This window comes from Sphingomonas sp. BAUL-RG-20F-R05-02, assembly GCF_022662305.1.
Lineage (GTDB): Bacteria > Pseudomonadota > Alphaproteobacteria > Sphingomonadales > Sphingomonadaceae > Sphingomonas.
The window spans coordinates 839,168-854,033 of record NZ_JAKNQH010000001.1 but is presented as its reverse complement, the minus strand read 5'-3'; the positions used below and the strand labels follow the sequence as shown (position 1 = coordinate 854,033).

At 64.1% G+C, this 14,866-nt stretch carries 17 protein-coding genes and 1 tRNA gene; 7 read left to right on the top strand and 11 right to left on the bottom strand.

The window, feature by feature from the left end; all coding sequences use genetic code 11:
• Window positions 1-18: 18 nt before the first annotated feature.
• The gene (gene rplA, locus L8F97_RS04085; RefSeq protein WP_242146717.1) at window positions 19-717 is read right to left on the bottom strand and encodes a 50S ribosomal protein L1; all 699 of its coding nucleotides are present in this window, start codon (window positions 715-717) and stop codon (window positions 19-21) included.
• Between the two features lie 4 nt (window positions 718-721).
• The gene (gene rplK / locus L8F97_RS04080) at window positions 722-1,153 is read right to left on the bottom strand and encodes a 50S ribosomal protein L11 (RefSeq protein ID WP_242146715.1); all 432 of its coding nucleotides are present in this window, start codon (window positions 1,151-1,153) and stop codon (window positions 722-724) included.
• A 243-nt stretch (window positions 1,154-1,396) separates the two neighbouring features.
• Between rplK and L8F97_RS04075 the strand changes: the two genes are divergently transcribed.
• Together L8F97_RS04075 and L8F97_RS04070 are read left to right on the top strand one after the other, a co-directional pair.
• Window positions 1,397-2,461: a catalase family peroxidase gene (locus L8F97_RS04075; RefSeq protein ID WP_242146713.1), complete on the top strand. Its 1,065-nt coding sequence runs from the start codon at window positions 1,397-1,399 to the stop codon at window positions 2,459-2,461.
• Window positions 2,458-3,051 (top strand): cytochrome b, encoded by a 594-nt coding sequence (locus tag L8F97_RS04070; protein ID WP_242146711.1) that lies wholly within the window; start codon window positions 2,458-2,460, stop codon window positions 3,049-3,051. The genes L8F97_RS04075 and L8F97_RS04070 overlap by 4 nt, the downstream gene beginning before the upstream one ends.
• Window positions 3,052-3,083: 32 nt before the next feature.
• Here the strand turns inward: L8F97_RS04070 and L8F97_RS04065 are convergent, their stop codons facing one another.
• Together L8F97_RS04065 and L8F97_RS04060 are read right to left on the bottom strand one after the other, a co-directional pair.
• Window positions 3,084-3,344 (bottom strand): hypothetical protein, encoded by a 261-nt coding sequence (locus L8F97_RS04065; RefSeq protein WP_242147162.1) that lies wholly within the window; start codon window positions 3,342-3,344, stop codon window positions 3,084-3,086.
• A gap of 20 nt (window positions 3,345-3,364) precedes the next feature.
• A tRNA-Arg gene (locus L8F97_RS04060) sits at window positions 3,365-3,441 on the bottom strand.
• A 79-nt stretch (window positions 3,442-3,520) separates the two neighbouring features.
• Between L8F97_RS04060 and L8F97_RS04055 the strand changes: the two genes are divergently transcribed.
• On the top strand, window positions 3,521-4,294 hold the full coding sequence (locus L8F97_RS04055) for a queuosine precursor transporter (RefSeq protein WP_242146709.1): 774 nt from the start codon (window positions 3,521-3,523) through the stop codon (window positions 4,292-4,294).
• Between the two features lie 128 nt (window positions 4,295-4,422).
• Window positions 4,423-5,265: a GGDEF domain-containing protein gene (locus L8F97_RS04050; protein WP_242146708.1), complete on the top strand. Its 843-nt coding sequence runs from the start codon at window positions 4,423-4,425 to the stop codon at window positions 5,263-5,265.
• 4 nt (window positions 5,266-5,269) lie between these two features.
• Here the strand turns inward: L8F97_RS04050 and purQ are convergent, their stop codons facing one another.
• The 3 genes from purQ to purC all read right to left on the bottom strand — a co-directional run bounded on the left by purQ (window position 5,270) and on the right by purC (window position 7,192).
• Window positions 5,270-5,938 (bottom strand): phosphoribosylformylglycinamidine synthase subunit PurQ, encoded by a 669-nt coding sequence (purQ, locus tag L8F97_RS04045; protein WP_242146706.1) that lies wholly within the window; start codon window positions 5,936-5,938, stop codon window positions 5,270-5,272.
• Window positions 5,935-6,165, bottom strand: coding sequence for a phosphoribosylformylglycinamidine synthase subunit PurS (gene purS, locus L8F97_RS04040; protein ID WP_242146704.1), 231 nt, complete (start codon window positions 6,163-6,165; stop codon window positions 5,935-5,937). The genes purQ and purS overlap by 4 nt, the downstream gene beginning before the upstream one ends.
• A gap of 247 nt (window positions 6,166-6,412) precedes the next feature.
• Window positions 6,413-7,192, bottom strand: a complete 780-nt coding sequence (gene purC / locus L8F97_RS04035) for a phosphoribosylaminoimidazolesuccinocarboxamide synthase (protein ID WP_242146702.1) — start codon at window positions 7,190-7,192, stop codon at window positions 6,413-6,415.
• 161 nt (window positions 7,193-7,353) lie between these two features.
• Between purC and parC the strand changes: the two genes are divergently transcribed.
• Together parC and L8F97_RS04025 are read left to right on the top strand one after the other, a co-directional pair.
• Complete coding sequence (gene parC, locus L8F97_RS04030; RefSeq protein ID WP_242146699.1) at window positions 7,354-9,609, top strand: DNA topoisomerase IV subunit A; 2,256 nt, start codon at window positions 7,354-7,356, stop codon at window positions 9,607-9,609.
• Window positions 9,610-9,763: 154 nt separating this feature from the next.
• Window positions 9,764-11,431, top strand: coding sequence for a putative bifunctional diguanylate cyclase/phosphodiesterase (locus L8F97_RS04025; protein WP_242147160.1), 1,668 nt, complete (start codon window positions 9,764-9,766; stop codon window positions 11,429-11,431).
• Here L8F97_RS04025 and L8F97_RS04020 read toward each other — a convergent pair.
• From L8F97_RS04020 to L8F97_RS04005, 4 genes are read right to left on the bottom strand one after another with little or no spacing between them, the layout of a single operon-like run.
• A complete protein-coding gene (locus tag L8F97_RS04020) occupies window positions 11,401-12,600 on the bottom strand; it encodes a CCA tRNA nucleotidyltransferase (RefSeq protein ID WP_242146696.1) in 1,200 nt (399 codons plus the stop codon). The two genes, L8F97_RS04025 and L8F97_RS04020, sit on opposite strands and share 31 nt — an antisense overlap.
• A complete protein-coding gene (locus L8F97_RS04015) occupies window positions 12,588-13,190 on the bottom strand; it encodes a CoA pyrophosphatase (RefSeq protein WP_242146694.1) in 603 nt (200 codons plus the stop codon). The genes L8F97_RS04020 and L8F97_RS04015 overlap by 13 nt, the downstream gene beginning before the upstream one ends.
• Window positions 13,187-13,771: a DUF1285 domain-containing protein gene (locus tag L8F97_RS04010; RefSeq protein WP_242146692.1), complete on the bottom strand. Its 585-nt coding sequence runs from the start codon at window positions 13,769-13,771 to the stop codon at window positions 13,187-13,189. Before L8F97_RS04010 ends, L8F97_RS04015 begins: the two co-directional genes overlap by 4 nt.
• A gap of 37 nt (window positions 13,772-13,808) precedes the next feature.
• Window positions 13,809-14,318 carry a GNAT family N-acetyltransferase gene (locus L8F97_RS04005; RefSeq protein ID WP_242146690.1) on the bottom strand — a complete coding sequence of 170 codons (510 nt, stop codon included), beginning with the start codon at window positions 14,316-14,318 and terminating at the stop codon, window positions 13,809-13,811.
• Between the two features lie 171 nt (window positions 14,319-14,489).
• Here L8F97_RS04005 and L8F97_RS04000 point away from each other — a divergent pair, with 171 nt between their 5' ends.
• Window positions 14,490-14,861 (top strand): dihydroneopterin aldolase, encoded by a 372-nt coding sequence (locus L8F97_RS04000; RefSeq protein WP_242146687.1) that lies wholly within the window; start codon window positions 14,490-14,492, stop codon window positions 14,859-14,861.
• Window positions 14,862-14,866: the final 5 nt, after the last annotated feature.

Genomic DNA, 14,866 nt, shown 5'->3' with positions numbered 1-14,866 from the left:
ATTAGCTGGGAACGTGGCTTACGCCGCGCTCACCTCGGCCGTGTCGACCTTGATGCCCGCGCCCATCGTCGAGCTGACGGCGACCTTGCGGACATACTTGCCCTTGGCGCCCGACGGCTTCGCCTTGACAACCGCATCGACCAGCGCGTCGAAGTTGGCGCGCAGATCTTCCGCCGGGAACGACGCCTTGCCGATGCCCGAATGGATGATGCCGGCCTTCTCGACGCGGTATTCGATCTGGCCGCCCTTGGCGTCCTTGACCGCCTGTGCGACGTTCATCGTGACGGTGCCGAGCTTCGGGTTCGGCATCAGGCCCTTCGGACCCAGAATCTTGCCGAGCCGGCCAACGACGCCCATCATGTCCGGGGTCGCGATGCAGCGATCGAAATCGATCTTGCCGCCCTGCACGATTTCCATGAGGTCTTCCGCACCGACGACGTCGGCACCGGCGGCGAGCGCCTCCTCAGCCTTCGCGCCCTTGGCGAACACGCCGACGCGCACGGTCTTGCCGGTGCCCTTCGGCAGCGTAACGACGCCGCGGACCATCTGGTCGGCGTGGCGCGGATCGACGCCGAGGTTCAGCGCGACTTCGATCGTCTCGTCGAACTTCGAGGTGGCGTTGGCACGCGCGAGGTCGATCGCCTCGTTGATGCCGTACAGCTTGTCGCGGTCGATCGCGGTGGCGAGGGGCTTCGCCTTCTTGGTCAGCTTTGCCATGAAATCAGCCCTCCGTCACTTCGAGGCCCATCGCGCGGGCCGAGCCCTCGATGATGCGCGTTGCCGCTTCGATATCGTTCGCGTTCAGATCCTTCATCTTGGCCTGCGCGATTTCCGACAGCTTCGAACGGGCAATCTTGCCCGCAACCGTCTTGCCCGGCTCCTTCGAGCCAGACTTCAGGCCGGCGGCCTTCTTGATGAGGTAGGTCGCCGGCGGCGTCTTGGTCTCGAACGAGAAGCTGCGGTCGGCATAGACGGTGATGACGGTCGGCAGCGGCGTGCCCACTTCCTCATTGCCCGTCGAGGCGTTGAACTGCTTGCAGAACTCCATGATGTTCACGCCGCGCTGACCCAGCGCAGGGCCGATCGGCGGCGAAGGGTTCGCCTTGCCTGCAGGAACCTGCAGCTTGATGTATCCGGTAATCTTCTTTGCCATGTCACTCTCTTTCCATCTGGGCGCGCGCGGTGGCGAACCCGGATCAAGTCTAGCGGTTCAGTCGGGCACGTCTGAACGTACCCTCCCGCAACGATTCCCATTGCTGTCGCTCTGGAAGCGCGGGCGCATAGCGCAAGCCGGGTTGGGGTGCAATGCTGATAGTCGCGACGCACGATCGTTTCGGACTTGGATCAATAGCCGTTGCGGCGTAGATCGGTTCGATCCGATCCGAAGGTGTCGCCTATGCCAACGTCCGGTCAGACCATCGCTCGCCTGGGAATCATCGCCGCCATCTTAGGTGCGGCGGTGCTGGTGTTCGCCTGGGTAGCCGGGTTTCTTTCGCCGGAGCGGATCAGTGGCAGCGCTGTCGCCGACGTGCTCCAGGCCGCGACCGGCAAGGTCTATCCCGGTTTCCGCCGCGCGCACGCCAAGGGGCTGTGCGTGTCGGGCCAGTTCGAGGCGAATGGTGCCGGCGTCGCGGTTTCGCGCGCCGCGCTGTTCCCGCGCGGCAGTGTGCCGGTGATCGGCCGGTTCTCGACCGGCGGCGGCAACCCGCTCGCCACCGACGGGCGCAACGTGTTCCATGCGCTCGGCCTTCGCTTCGCGTTGCCCGGCGGTGAAGAATGGCGGATGGCGATCGATCATACCCCGATCTTCATCGTCTCGAACCCGGCAGATTTCGTCGCGCTCCAGCAGGCGAGTGTGCCCGATCCGAAGACGGGTAAGCCCGATCCGATGCGCGTTAAGGCTTTCGCGGCCGCACATCCTGAAACGCAAGCGTTTCTCGCGTACATGAAAAGCGCGCCACTGCCGTCGAGTTTCGCCAACGGCACCTACTACAGTATCGACGCCTTCCGCTTTGTCGACGCCGCAGGGGTAACCCGACCCGTGCGCTGGCGCTTTGTGCCGGAGGCCGCGTTCAACGCGCTCGACAAGGCAAAGCTTGACTCGCTACCCACCAACGCGCTGTTCGACGAGGCGCGATCACGGATCGCGAAGGGGCCGCTCAAGTGGCACATGGTGGTGACGCTCGCCAATCCCGGCGATCGCACCGACAATGCCACCGTGCTGTGGACCGGGCCGCATCGCGAGGTCGATGTCGGAACGCTGGTGCTCGATCACGCCGCGACGGAAGCGGCCGGCGACTGCCGTGATTATAATTTCGATCCGCTGATCCTGCCACGCGGCGTCGCCGCTTCGGACGATCCGCTGTTGCCGGCCCGGTCCGCTGCTTACTCCGCGTCGTTCTGCAGGCGCACCATCGAGGGTCCGCACCCGGACGCGATCAGCCAGGAGGCGAGCCGATGAGCCGCCCGGACGTTTTCGCGCTCCCGGCCCGCGTGCTGCACTGGGTGATGGCAGGACTGATCCTGGCGATGCTGCTGATCGGTGCCGGTATGGTGTCGACGACAACCGCGCGGTACCCCGAACTTCTCGCATGGCATCGGCCGATCGGCATCGCGATCCTGGTGCTCGCGCTGATACGGCTCGCAGTCCGGCTAACCCATCATCCGCCACCGCTTCCCGCCGATCTCCCGCCGCTGATGGCGGCCGGCACGACGGGATCCCACTATCTGCTGTATGGCCTGATGATCGCGATGCCGCTGATCGGATGGGGTATGCAGTCGGCTGGCGGTTACCCCGTGCTGCTGTGGAAGGGCGCCGCGTTACCGCCGATCCTGCCGCATGAACCGCTGCTCTATGGCTGGCTTCGCTATGCGCACGGGCTGTTCGCCTATGCCTTTTTCCTGCTGATCCTGGGGCATGTCGGCGCGGCCCTGTTCCACGGGTTGATCCGTCGCGATGGCGTGCTGGAGAGCATGACCGGCGCCGCCGCGCGGTCAACCATGCCAGCGGAGCCGTTACCGTCCGAACCCTTAGCCGAGCCGCTCGAGTAAGGCAGGACGCGGCGAAGGCGTCGTCGCGTGTCTCAGGCCTGCGTCTCGGTCAGCGCGACGATCTCGAACGCATAGCTTTTCCAGCCGCGCTGCGTGGCAGCCTCGCGCGCTGCGGTGGTCTTGCCGCTCGCTTCCTTGAGCGAGCGGGCGTGGCCCCAGAACACCTCCGGACGGCGACCCTCGATCTCGGCGACGATGCGCCAGTAGTGGGTGAACGGCGCCGCTGTCGGCCCGATCGTCTTGACATAGCCGTCCGACATCGTCGCGGTGAGGTAACGCTTCTTCTTCGCCATGCGCCGGTCCGACAAGGTCTTGGCGCGCCCGGAGGGATTCGAACCCCCGACCAAGGAGGTAGAAGCTCCTTGCTCTATCCAACTGAGCTACGGGCGCGCGCTGTATCCCGGTTAGCGGGATTTGCGGGATTGCGAAACGGCGATATGACATTCGCTGCGTGAAAGGGGGCGCTATCATGCTCGACAAGGTGACGGCCGCCGATCTGCGCGGCAGGCAACTGCGCTATTACGACTTTGTCATGGTCGCGTTCGTGGTCATCCTCGTGCTGTCGAACGTCGTCGGCGCTGGAAAGCGCGCGGTGATCGATTTGCCGGTCATCGGGCTTTGGCCGTTTGGTGCGGGCATCCTGTTCTTTCCGCTGTCCTATATTCTCGATGACGTGCTGACCGAGGTTTACGGCTACGCCCGCGCTCGGCGCGTCGTGTGGGTAGGCTTTGCGGCGATGGCGTTCCTGGTGGTGATGGAGTGGACGACGGTGGCGCTGCCGCCCGCAGCGGATTGGGCCGGGCAGGCGCATTACGAATATGTGTTCGGTGCGCCACCGCATCTGGTTGCGAGGTTTCCGTATGTCAGCGTCGGTATCGGCGGGCGGATTGCTTTTGCTTCGCTCTGCGCGTTCTGGGTCGGCGACCTGCTCAATTCCTACGTGCTCGCGCGCATGAAGATTCTGACGGACGGGAAGTGGCTGTGGACTCGCACGATCGGCTCCACGATCATCGGGGAAGGGGCGGACAGCCTCGTTTTCTATCCACTCGCGTTTTACGGACTGCCCGACTGGCCTTTGCAGGCCATGCTGACCGTGATGCTCAGCCAGTTCGTCCTGAAGGTGAGTTGGGAGGTTCTGTTGACGCCCGCGACCTATATGATTGTCGGTTTCCTCAAACGGCGTGAGGGCTTGGACGTTTATGATCGCGGAACCGATTTCTCACCATTTCGCGCGGGCGTCTGAAATCCCGCGCTTCGGTACATCGTCCGCATCGCACTGCCTGACGCTGCGTTAAGGATTGTGAAACCATGGTGACGTACCTGCGGCGGCCAATCCGGTAAGACTGGGTCAGCATCGCCGGGAGATACTGAATGCGTTTCTATCGGGCGACAAGCTTTCTGTTCCCGCGCAATTTCCACCTGCGGTTGTTCACGTTGTGCTTTGTCGCAGTGCATCTACCGCTGATCGCGTTCTGCGGTACCGAGGTTGCACTCGGCCGTTGGGATTGGCGCGTGTTTGTGCCGTTGCTCCTCGCCACCGTTGTCGGCAGCGCTGCCGCGATCGGCTCCGTCTGGGCGTTGCTTGCTCCGATTGCGCGTGCGACCGCCATGTTGCGCGCCCTGCAAAACGGCGAACGGATCGCAACCGCGCCCGAAGGAGGCACAGATCTGATCGGAGACCTGCTGCGGGGGGTCTCACATGCTGCGGCCGAGACAACGGCTCGCATCGAGCGGCTCAGCGACGCGGCCGAGACCGACGTACTCACCGGTCTACGCAATCGCCGTGGCTTCCTTGATGCGGTCGCGCCATTGCTCCAGCGCGAGCGAACGTCGGTCATGGCGATGCTGGATCTCGATCACTTCAAGACAGTGAACGATCGCTTTGGTCATGACGCTGGCGACCGCGTGTTGCGCGCCTTTGCGCAAAGGCTAGAGGCGGGCGTGCGTCGCTCGGATTTGAGCGCGCGTTGGGGTGGAGAAGAATTTGCGGTGCTGTTGCCCGATACGGCGCTCGACGAAGCACGGGACCTGATCGAGAGGCTTCGCGCCGGGTTGCGCATCGCTCCCCTTGAGGCAGGCCCCGGCTTGCCGATCACCTTCTCCTGCGGACTGGCGGTCGCGCGTGATTATGGGACGCTGGCGCAGGCGATGCGCAGGGCGGACGAAGCGCTCTACGAAGCCAAGCGCATGGGCCGCGACCGCACCACGGCCTGAGCGCTTACGCTCCGACTGTCTCGAGCAGACCTTCGAACAACCTACGCCCGTCATCGCCGCCGTGTGCGGCTTCGATCCGGCGCTCCGGGTGGGGCATCATCCCGAGTACGTTGCCGCCGGCGTTGAGAACGCCGGCGATCCCGCGCGCCGACCCATTGACGGCTCCGGCATAGCGGAACGCAACGCGTCCCTCGCCTTCAAGCCGATCAAGCGTATCAGCATCGGCGAAATAATTGCCGTCATGGTGAGCGACCGGAATCGTAATCGTCTCACTCGCCGTATACCGACTGGTGAATGCGCTCTGCGCGTTCTCCACCGTCAGCGATGCCGGCCGGCATACGAAGTTCAGCCCCTCGTTCCGCATCAGCGCGCCGGGCAGCAGGCCCGCTTCGGTTAATACCTGAAATCCGTTGCAGATGCCGAGTACCGGCAGCCCGTTGTCGGCCGCCTCGACAACGGCGCGCATGATCGGCGAACGCGCCGCGATTGCTCCAGAACGCAGATAGTCGCCGTAGGAAAAGCCCCCCGGCACCGCCACGAGCCCAACGCCGTCGGGCAGGGCGCTGTCGCCGTGCCACACCATCTCTGGCTTTGTTCCCGTCACATGCTCCAGCGCGACGGCGATGTCGCGGTCGCAGTTCGAGCCGGGAAATACGATGACGGCCGTCTTCATGCGCGTTCGACCCGGTAGTTTTCAATCACCGTGTTCGCGAGCAACTGGCGGCACATTGCGTCGATCTGGGCATCGTCGGTCTGATCCGCGACATCGAGTTCGATAAGCTTGCCCTGGCGAACGTCGTTCACGCCGGCAAAGCCAAGGTTGTCGAGCGCCTTGTGAATCGCCTTTCCCTGCGGATCAAGCACGCCCGGCTTCAGCGTGACAAAGATGCGGAGCTTCATGAGCATGGTCCTGCTTACGGAAAAGATGGCGCCGCTATGACGGCGGCGAACGTGTGCCGCAAGTCTTTCGGACAGTTCGCCTGTTTCGATCGCGCGCCTGTCTCGTCACATCCGCAAAATGCCATGACGCGTGGATGCGCCGGCTATGTCGCGAACAGGTGCACGGTGGCGAGGCTATAGCACGTCCGGAGTGCCCGAAACCGCGTCCAGCCGCCGGCACCCCGTGGCACCGGCGACGGCGCCGGATCTACTTGCCGCGGTTCTGCCGATGCTGTTCCAGATCCAGCACAGCGTTGTCGGCGCCCTCGGGTAGCAGACCCAACCGGCGGGCGACTTCCTGATACGCCTCGACCTCGCCGCCGAGGTCGCGGCGGAAGCGATCCTTGTCGAGCTTCTCGTTGGTGGCGATATCCCAAAGCCGGCAACCATCCGGGCTGATCTCGTCCGCCAGAATGATGCGGCCGAAATCATTGTCCCAGATCCGGCCAAACTCCAGCTTGAAGTCGACCAGGCGAATACCGATTCCGGCGAACAGGCCGCTCAGGAAATCGTTCACCCGGATCGCGAGGTCGGCGATGTCGTGCATCTCCTCCTGGCTTGCCCAGCCGAACGCGGCGATATGCTCGTCGGTAACCATCGGGTCGCCGAGCGCATCGTCCTTGTAGTAGTATTCGATGATGGTGCGCGGAAGCTGGCCACCTTCCTCCATACCCAACCGCTTGGCGAGGCTGCCGGCGATGACGTTGCGGCAGACCACCTCGATCGGGACGATCTCGACCTGGCGGATCAACTGCTCGCGCATGTTGAGGCGGCGGATGAAGTGCGTCGGGATGCCGATATTGCCGAGCAGCGTGAAGATATGCTCGGAAATCCGGTTGTTGAGCACGCCCTTGCCGTTGATCGTGCCCTTCTTCTGGGCATTGAACGCGGTCGCGTCATCCTTGAAATACTGGATCAGCGTGCCCGGCTCCGGACCCTCGTAGAGGATCTTGGCCTTGCCCTCGTAAATCTGGCGGCGGCGAGCCATGCGGCATTACCCTTAAAATGATCGGCCCCGGCATCGCGGACGCGCGGCCGGGGCGGGGAGGCTTGGGCTATATCGAATGCGTCGGCGGCGTGCAATCGTCGCTTCGGTGTCGATGCCGGGAACCACTTCCCACGCGCGGCAAAGCCGATTAACCGGAACGTATGGCCAACACCGACCTGCCGCCCGACAATCCGCCCGTGGGCATCCTCGACGCGCCGTTCGATAGCGCGCTGTCGGACCGGTATCTGGTCTACGCGCTTTCGACGATCACCGCGCGCTCGCTGCCGGATGTGCGCGACGGGCTGAAGCCGGTGCACCGGCGGTTGCTGTGGGCGATGCGACTGCTGCGGCTCGACCCCGCACAGGGGTACAAGAAGAGCGCGCGCGTCGTCGGCGACGTGATCGGCAAATATCATCCGCATGGCGATCAGTCCGTGTACGACGCGATGGTGCGGCTCGCGCAGGATTTCGCGATGCGCTACCCGCTCGTCGACGGGCAGGGCAATTTCGGCAACATCGACGGCGATAACGCCGCCGCGTACCGGTATACCGAGGCCAAGCTGACGCAGGTCGCGATCGACCTGATGGACGGGCTGGACGAGGATGCGGTCGATTACCGGCCGACCTATAACGGCGAGGATCACGAGCCGGAGCTGTTTCCCGGCGCCTTCCCGAACCTGCTCGCGAATGGTGCGGCCGGCATCGCGGTCGGCATGGCGACGAGCATCCCGCCTCATAACGTGGCGGAGCTGTACGAGGCGGCGATCCTGCTGGTCGATCAGCCGGAGGCGGAGGATGCGGCGGTCAACGGGCTGGTGCGCGGGCCGGATTTCCCGACCGGCGGAATCGTCGTCGATTCGCCCGCCGCAATCGCCGAGACGTACCGCACCGGGCGTGGCGGTTTCCGCGTGCGGGCGCGCTGGCATGTCGAGGATCAGGGGCGTGGCGTGTGGAACGCTGTCGTCACCGAAATCCCCTACGGCGTGCAGAAGGGCAAGCTGATCGAGCAGATCGCCGGCATCATCAACGAGAAGAAGCTGCCGATCCTCGCCGACATCCGCGACGAATCGGATAGCGAGATTCGCGTGGTGATCGAGCCGCGCAGTCGCACGGTCGATCCGCAGATGCTGATGGAAAGCCTGTTCCGGCTTTCCGACCTCGCATCGCGCTTCAGCCTCAACCTCAACGTGCTCGACAAGACGCGCACGCCGCGCGTGATGAGTCTGCGCGAGGCATTGCTGGCGTGGGTCGAGCATCAGTTCGTCATCCTGCGCCGTCGCAGCGAGCACCGGCTCGGCAAGATCGCCGACCGACTGGAATTGCTCGACGGCTATCTGATCGCGTTCCTCAATCTCGACCGGGTGATCGAGATCATCCGCACCGAGGATGAACCCAAGCCGGTGATGATCGCTGAGTTCGGCCTGACCGATCGCCAGGCCGAAGCGATCCTCGACATGCGGCTGCGGCGATTGCGCAAGCTGGAGGAGATGGAAATCCGCAAGGAGCGCGACGGGCTGGAGAAGGAGCGCGTCGGGCTGGAAAAGTTGCTCGCCGAACCCGCCGCGCAGCGCCGGCGCTTGAAGAAGGATTTCGGGCGGCTGCGCGATCGCTACGGCCTCGATACGCCGCTCGGCAAGCGCCGCACCACCATCGAGGAGGCCGCGCCCGCGCGCGAGATCCCGATGGAGGCGATGATCGAGCGTGAGCCGATCACGGTGATCCTGTCGCAGCGCGGCTGGATCCGCGCGATGAAGGGGCATCTCGACGCGGCTGGCATTGAAGCGGTGAAATTCAAAGAGGGCGATGGCCCGCTGTTCCATCTCACCGCGCAGACCACCGACAAGATCCTGCTCGCTGCCGATAACGGGCGGTTCTTCACGCTCGGCGCGGACAAGTTGCCAGGCGGGCGCGGATTCGGTGAGCCAGTGAGGGTGATGATCGACCTCGACGGGCAGGTCGAGATCGTGGGGCTGTTCCGGGCCAGCCAGGCCATCAAGCTCCTGGTCGTGGCGAGCGATGGACGCGGTTTCATCGTACCGATCGCGGAGACGCTGGCCGAGACGCGCAAGGGCAAGACGGTCGTCACGCCGCGTGCGGGCGCGAAGCTGAAGGTGGTGCGTGCGGTCGATCCAATTGCCGATGCGGTCGCGGTGATCGGCGAGAACCGGCGGCTGCTGGTATTCGCGCTGGCCGAACTGCCCGAGATGGCGCGGGGGCAGGGGGTGCAGTTCCAGCGATATAATGACGGTGGTATATCCGACGCTATGACGTTCGTGCTGGCGCAAGGGCTGAGCTGGACGATGGGCGGCGACAGCGGGCGTACTCGCAGCGAAACCGATCTGACCTTCTGGCGCTCTGCGCGTGGGGCGGCGGGGCGAATGCCGCCAAATGGATTTCCTCGCGACAACAGGTTCTAGGCCTTGGCGTGCTCGCTTGTTGCAGAAGCAAACCAGGCATTCACGGGCGAAACCTTCAGTCTGTCTTAACCAACGCGCCGTAACACAGATTGTAATGGCACTGGAAAAATCTGCCGCGTCAGTCGCTCGGTCACCGCTCGGCCTGGTCGAGCGGATGTTCGGCATTATTCCGTCGACCGACGTTTCCGCCAAGCTGATCGGACTGCTGCCGATACCGGCGATGGTCGTGCGTGCGAAGGATGGTGCGATCCTCGTCGAGGCGACCAACACAGCATGTCGTGAGGCCGGACTCGCGAACGCGAATGATCAGCAAGTGCCCCGGCATCCGCTGCTTGATGCCATCGGGGCGAGGATCGGCGCGTTTGTCGAAAGCGATCGGCTTAACGAGGATTTCCCGCTGCAGTTCGGCAGCAGCGTCGAGTGCCGCCACTTCCGTGTCGCGATGGCGCGGCTCTCCCGCAATGCCGAGGGACGCTGCGTCGTCACCTTCGTCGATCAGACCGCCGAGTTACGCACCGAGGATAATCTTCGGCGCGAAATGCTGACCGACAGCCTTACGGGTCTGCCAAATCGAGCAGGTTTCAGCGAGCGGACCGAGCAGTTGCTGGAAGCGGCGGCGCCAGGCTTCCGCTACGCCATCTTGATGGTCAATCTTGATCGGTTCAGCCGCGTCAACGCGTGTCTAGGGTCGATGTCGGGCGACGAGTTGCTCATCACGGTTGCACGTCGCCTGAAGGGCATCCTGCGCGCGAATGACGTGCTCGCCCGTACCGGCGGCGACGAGTTTGCGATTTTTTTAGCAGTGGAGGAGGGCGGCAACGACGTTGCCCACGTCACCAAACGGATCAGCAGCGCCCTCGCCACACCGTTCAGGCTTTCCGGCTACGAGATCTGCGTCTCGTGCTCCATAGGCGTGGCGTTTGGCGCAAGGCGGGTAGACGACCCTGAGGACTTGATCCGCCACGCGCAATTTTCGGTCAAACGCTCGAAGAGCAGCGGCCACGCGGAGGCATATCAACCGCAGGCATTCGACATAGCGCGTGAACAGTTCGGCATGGAGACCGCGTTGCGCCGTGCGATCGACCGCGGGCAGCTTCGGCTTAACTATCAACCGATCTACGATCTTGCGAGCGGACGGCTGGTTTCGTTCGAGGCGCTGGCCCGTTGGCGGGGCGAGGACGGCGTGGAGCATCTGCCGTCTGCCTTTATCCCGGTTGCTGAGGAATCCGGGCTCATTGTTCCGCTCGGGCGATGGGCCATCAGAGAAGCTGTGCGCACGCTCGCCGGCTGGGACGCGCAGTTCGGCGGCGATTGCGGCGTCAAGATCGCGGTCAACCTGTCGGCGATCCAGCTTCAACGCGATGGAATCGCGCCACTCCTGCAAAGCGCGCTCATCGCGCACAACCTGCCGGGGTCGCGCTTTACGCTCGAATTGACCGAGAGCGCTCTCGTCACGGACCCTGATCGTATCGCCGGCATCATGCACGCGCTGAAAGGCTTGGGCACCACCATCGCGATGGACGATTTCGGTACCGGGTATTCAAATCTCGCCTATCTCCAGAAGCTGCCGATCGACATTCTCAAGATTGATCGCAGCTTTGTGACAGGCATGCTCGTCGATCGTGACAAGGTCGCGATCGTACGCGCGATCCTCAGCCTGTCACAGGCGCTAGGCATGCAAACCACGGCTGAGGGAATCGAGACCAACGAACTCGCACAGACGCTTGCGGCGCTTGGCTGTACCTATGGACAGGGGTTCGCTTATGCGAAACCGCTTGAAGTCGACGACGCCTATGCGTTGCTGGAATCCCGCCGCCACTGATCGAGGGCCGCTGCAACGATACCGTCCAGTTGATCCTTGTCCGGGAAACCTGCCCGCACCCACTCCGCCTCGATCGTGCGGAGCAGCGTCGCCACTTCCGGCCCTTTGCGCACGCCGCGCTCGACCAGAACGCCGCCGCTCACCGGCAGGCGCGGTGCCTGCCAATCTCCAATCGCCTGCGCATCCGCCCCGGGCCGGTCTGACAGCAGCAGCCGGTCGATCGCGAGATCGGTACCGAGAGTGTAGGCGATCGCCTGTGGCGGTTCGGTTCCGGCCGGAAAGGTCGCGCTGACCAGTCGGCGGCGATCGGATTTGGAAAGCTTCAGCCGTGCGCCGACGTCCTCCGCGATCGCGGCTTCGGGCGGAAGCAATGCAGCCAGTCGGCGGATCGCACTGGGAGCGATGCCGGCTCCGATCTCGCGATCGACCAGAGTGGCCAAGCGATCGACATTCGTGATCTCCGGCAGGACCGGGCGGAAGATCCCCTGTTTTATCATCAACCGCACGGTCGGAACCGCGCGATTCGCGAGCAGCAGTTTCAACAGCTCCGCCGCGATCCGCTCTCGAGAGAGCGCCATCAGGTCGTTGGCGCGAACAGTACAGGCGGCCAGCCCATCCGCGTCCACCTCTGCCCCGAAGCGTGCTTGAAAGCGGAAGAAGCGCAGGATGCGAAGATGATCCTCCGCGATCCGTTTGAGCGGATCGCCGATGAACCGCACCCGCCGCTCGGCGAGATCGTCGACCCCGCCAAAATAATCAAATACCGTGCCGCTGACGGGATCGGCGTAGAGCGCGTTGATCGTGAAATCCCGCCGCGCGGCATCTTCTTCCCACGCGCGGGTGAAGGCCACTGTGGCGTGGCGGCCATCAGTCGCCACATCGCGGCGGAGTGTCGTCACCTCAACCGGGCCGTCCGGCAAAACGACAGTGATCGTACCGTGGGCGAGGCCGGTCGGCACTGCTTTCATGCCAGCCGCGCGCACATGATCGAGCACATCTTCCGGCGGTAGCTCGGTGGCGAGATCAACGTCCGCCACATCCAGTCCGAGCAACGTATCGCGCACCGCGCCTCCGACGAACCGCGCCGCATCCGTGCCGAGCACCTCGCACAGCCGGTCCATGCCGGCCCGCCTTCGCCATGCCGCCTCCGGCAGGATCAGGTCGCCCATCGCAACCTCCGCGAGAGGTTAACGATCATGGCTGCTGTCGCGCCCCAGATCCGGTAATCGCCCCAAAGGATCTCGTAATAATGCCGGACGTGGCCCTGCCACTCGACACTCGCCTCCAGATGATTGCCCGAATCAAGCAGGAAGGCGAGCGGCACCTCGAACACGTCGGCAACCTCGGCAGCACTCGGCACGAGGACAAGATCAGGCGGCACGACGCCGATCACTGGTGTGACGAGGTAACCGGTGACGGTGCGATACTGGTCGCTCGCGCCCACCAACGTCACTTGCTCCCGCGGAAGCGCGATCTCCTCCTCCGCCTCGCGCAAGGCGGCTGCGACCGCGTCGTGATCCTCGGGGTCAACCCTCCCACCCGGAAACGCGACCTGGCCGGCGTGGCGGCTCATCGTTTCGGTACGACGTGTCAGGATCACGCCCGGTTCAGGGCGATCGGTGACCGGCACCAATACCGCGGCCTCGACCAGTGTCTCCGGATAGATTGAATCGTGATCGGCAAGATCGCCGGTGAGCAGCGACACGTGCGCGGCATGACCGGCCACCAACGCATGGTGAAGGCGTTCCACCAACGTCATGCGTGACCTCTCGCTGCAACCGTTTGCTCCATCGCGAAGAATGCGCCTTTGCTCCAGACGCCCGGTGGTGTCTCGCCATCCTCGATGGCTAGATTGGCCAATTCGTAATAGACAGAGCGCGCCACCAGCGCATCCATACCACCGCGCACGGTGAGATACGGGCGGGGACCGTCATCGCCTTCAGTGAAGCGGAGCGGTTGTTCCGGTCCGGCGATTACGAGATCGCCGGTGTTGAGCCTGAACGTAAGCGTTTGCGCTGGCCCGCTTCCCTCCGCTTTCATCTCGACGGCGATGAAGGGCGTATCCTCGACCAGGATGTCGAGCTTTTCGACCGGTGTAACGAGTACATAGCTGCCATCCCCCTCGCGCCGCAGGATCGTGGAAAACAGCCGGACCATCGCCTCGCGCGCGATTGGCGTGCCCTGGTGATACCAGGTGCCGTCGCGCGCGATTCGCATCTGGCTGTCCCCGCAGTGCATGGGGTTCCAGCGATCGATCGGCGGCAGTTTCTGATCTGCGGCCATCCGCGCAATCTCGGCAAGCGACAGTGCGGACAAGTCGGGCATCGGGTCCATCGGCATGCGCGACGCGGTAGGGCAGGGCTGCCGATCCGTCCAGTCAGGCGGGCGTTGACAAGCGCGGCGCGAGCATCCCTGCCGCTAGGGGTGTGGTTCCACGCGCGAGCAGCCGACGCTGCTCTACTGGACCGGGTGCGCGCCACCGCGCAGTCGCGGTGGCATCGAAACCAAAGAATCGGCCGTAATATTCGGGATCGCCGATCAGCATCATGGCCGCGGCATCGTCGCTTTGTTCGGCGCAGCGAATCGCGTGATGGGTCAGCCGCTGTCCTATGCCTTCACCTTGTCGCGTCGGCTCGACCGCGATCGGACCGACCATCACCAGCGGGATGCTGCCGCCATCGTCGCGGACCAGCTGCACCGGCCAGCACTGGATCGTACCGATGAGCATATCACGATCAAGCGCCGCGAAGCTCAGGTGCGGGATCGCGGCAGTGCCCTGGCGGATCAGATAGGCAGTGCGGCGGTGTCGATCCGGCCCAAAGGCGCGGTCGAGGAGTTGCTCCACGGCATTGTCTGCGGTTCCGGTAAGAGGCGCAATCGTCGTCATGGAGCTTGGCATCGTACCGGGTGGTTCCGAACAGGGCTGGCAAGGGCGCCGGGGCCGCGCGCTGTAGCGTTGACGCGTGCGAACGCAAGCTGAATGCGCAACGGGACGCGGTTCCCCTCTGCGCCGCTTCTGCTATGGGGCGCGCTTTCTCGCTGAACCAAGGACGCCGCGTTGAACGATCGCCTCACCCTGGAAGTGCACGACCTTGAAGTGCAGGTGCTGACCGGGATCTATTCCGAGGAAACGCATCTGCCCCAGCCGCTGCGGATATCGCTGACGGTCGATCTCGAGTGTCCGGCGCATTTCGCACCGGGTGATCCGCTCGATCGCTCGAAGAATTACTTGGACTTAAAACACGCCGCCACCGGCGCGCTGCCGGCGGGCGTGCACTTCACTCTGATCGAGGCGGTGGCCGATCATATCGTCGACACGCTGTTTCTCCAGGACAAGCGCGTGCTGCGGGTGCTGGTCAAGATCGTCAAGCTCGCCATCGCTGAGGACGGCGAATCGATCGGCATAACGCTGATTCGTCATCGCCGCTAACGCGC

Excerpts from the sequence above, each read along its gene's own strand:
- rplA (WP_242146717.1), bottom strand. The coding sequence starts at position 717 with ATGGCAAAGCTGACCAAGAAGGCGAAGCCCCTCGCCACCGCGATCGAC.
- rplK (WP_242146715.1), bottom strand. The coding sequence starts at position 1,153 with ATGGCAAAGAAGATTACCGGATACATCAAGCTGCAGGTTCCTGCAGGC.
- L8F97_RS04075 (WP_242146713.1), top strand. The coding sequence starts at position 1,397 with ATGCCAACGTCCGGTCAGACCATCGCTCGCCTGGGAATCATCGCCGCC.
- L8F97_RS04070 (WP_242146711.1), top strand. The coding sequence starts at position 2,458 with ATGAGCCGCCCGGACGTTTTCGCGCTCCCGGCCCGCGTGCTGCACTGG.
- L8F97_RS04065 (WP_242147162.1), bottom strand. The coding sequence starts at position 3,344 with ATGGCGAAGAAGAAGCGTTACCTCACCGCGACGATGTCGGACGGCTAT.
- L8F97_RS04055 (WP_242146709.1), top strand. The coding sequence starts at position 3,521 with ATGCTCGACAAGGTGACGGCCGCCGATCTGCGCGGCAGGCAACTGCGC.
- L8F97_RS04050 (WP_242146708.1), top strand. The coding sequence starts at position 4,423 with ATGCGTTTCTATCGGGCGACAAGCTTTCTGTTCCCGCGCAATTTCCAC.
- purQ (WP_242146706.1), bottom strand. The coding sequence starts at position 5,938 with ATGAAGACGGCCGTCATCGTATTTCCCGGCTCGAACTGCGACCGCGAC.
- purS (WP_242146704.1), bottom strand. The coding sequence starts at position 6,165 with ATGAAGCTCCGCATCTTTGTCACGCTGAAGCCGGGCGTGCTTGATCCG.
- purC (WP_242146702.1), bottom strand. The coding sequence starts at position 7,192 with ATGGCTCGCCGCCGCCAGATTTACGAGGGCAAGGCCAAGATCCTCTAC.
- parC (WP_242146699.1), top strand. The coding sequence starts at position 7,354 with ATGGCCAACACCGACCTGCCGCCCGACAATCCGCCCGTGGGCATCCTC.
- L8F97_RS04025 (WP_242147160.1), top strand. The coding sequence starts at position 9,764 with ATGTTCGGCATTATTCCGTCGACCGACGTTTCCGCCAAGCTGATCGGA.
- L8F97_RS04020 (WP_242146696.1), bottom strand. The coding sequence starts at position 12,600 with ATGGGCGACCTGATCCTGCCGGAGGCGGCATGGCGAAGGCGGGCCGGC.
- L8F97_RS04015 (WP_242146694.1), bottom strand. The coding sequence starts at position 13,190 with ATGACGTTGGTGGAACGCCTTCACCATGCGTTGGTGGCCGGTCATGCC.
- L8F97_RS04010 (WP_242146692.1), bottom strand. The coding sequence starts at position 13,771 with ATGCCGATGGACCCGATGCCCGACTTGTCCGCACTGTCGCTTGCCGAG.
- L8F97_RS04005 (WP_242146690.1), bottom strand. The coding sequence starts at position 14,318 with ATGACGACGATTGCGCCTCTTACCGGAACCGCAGACAATGCCGTGGAG.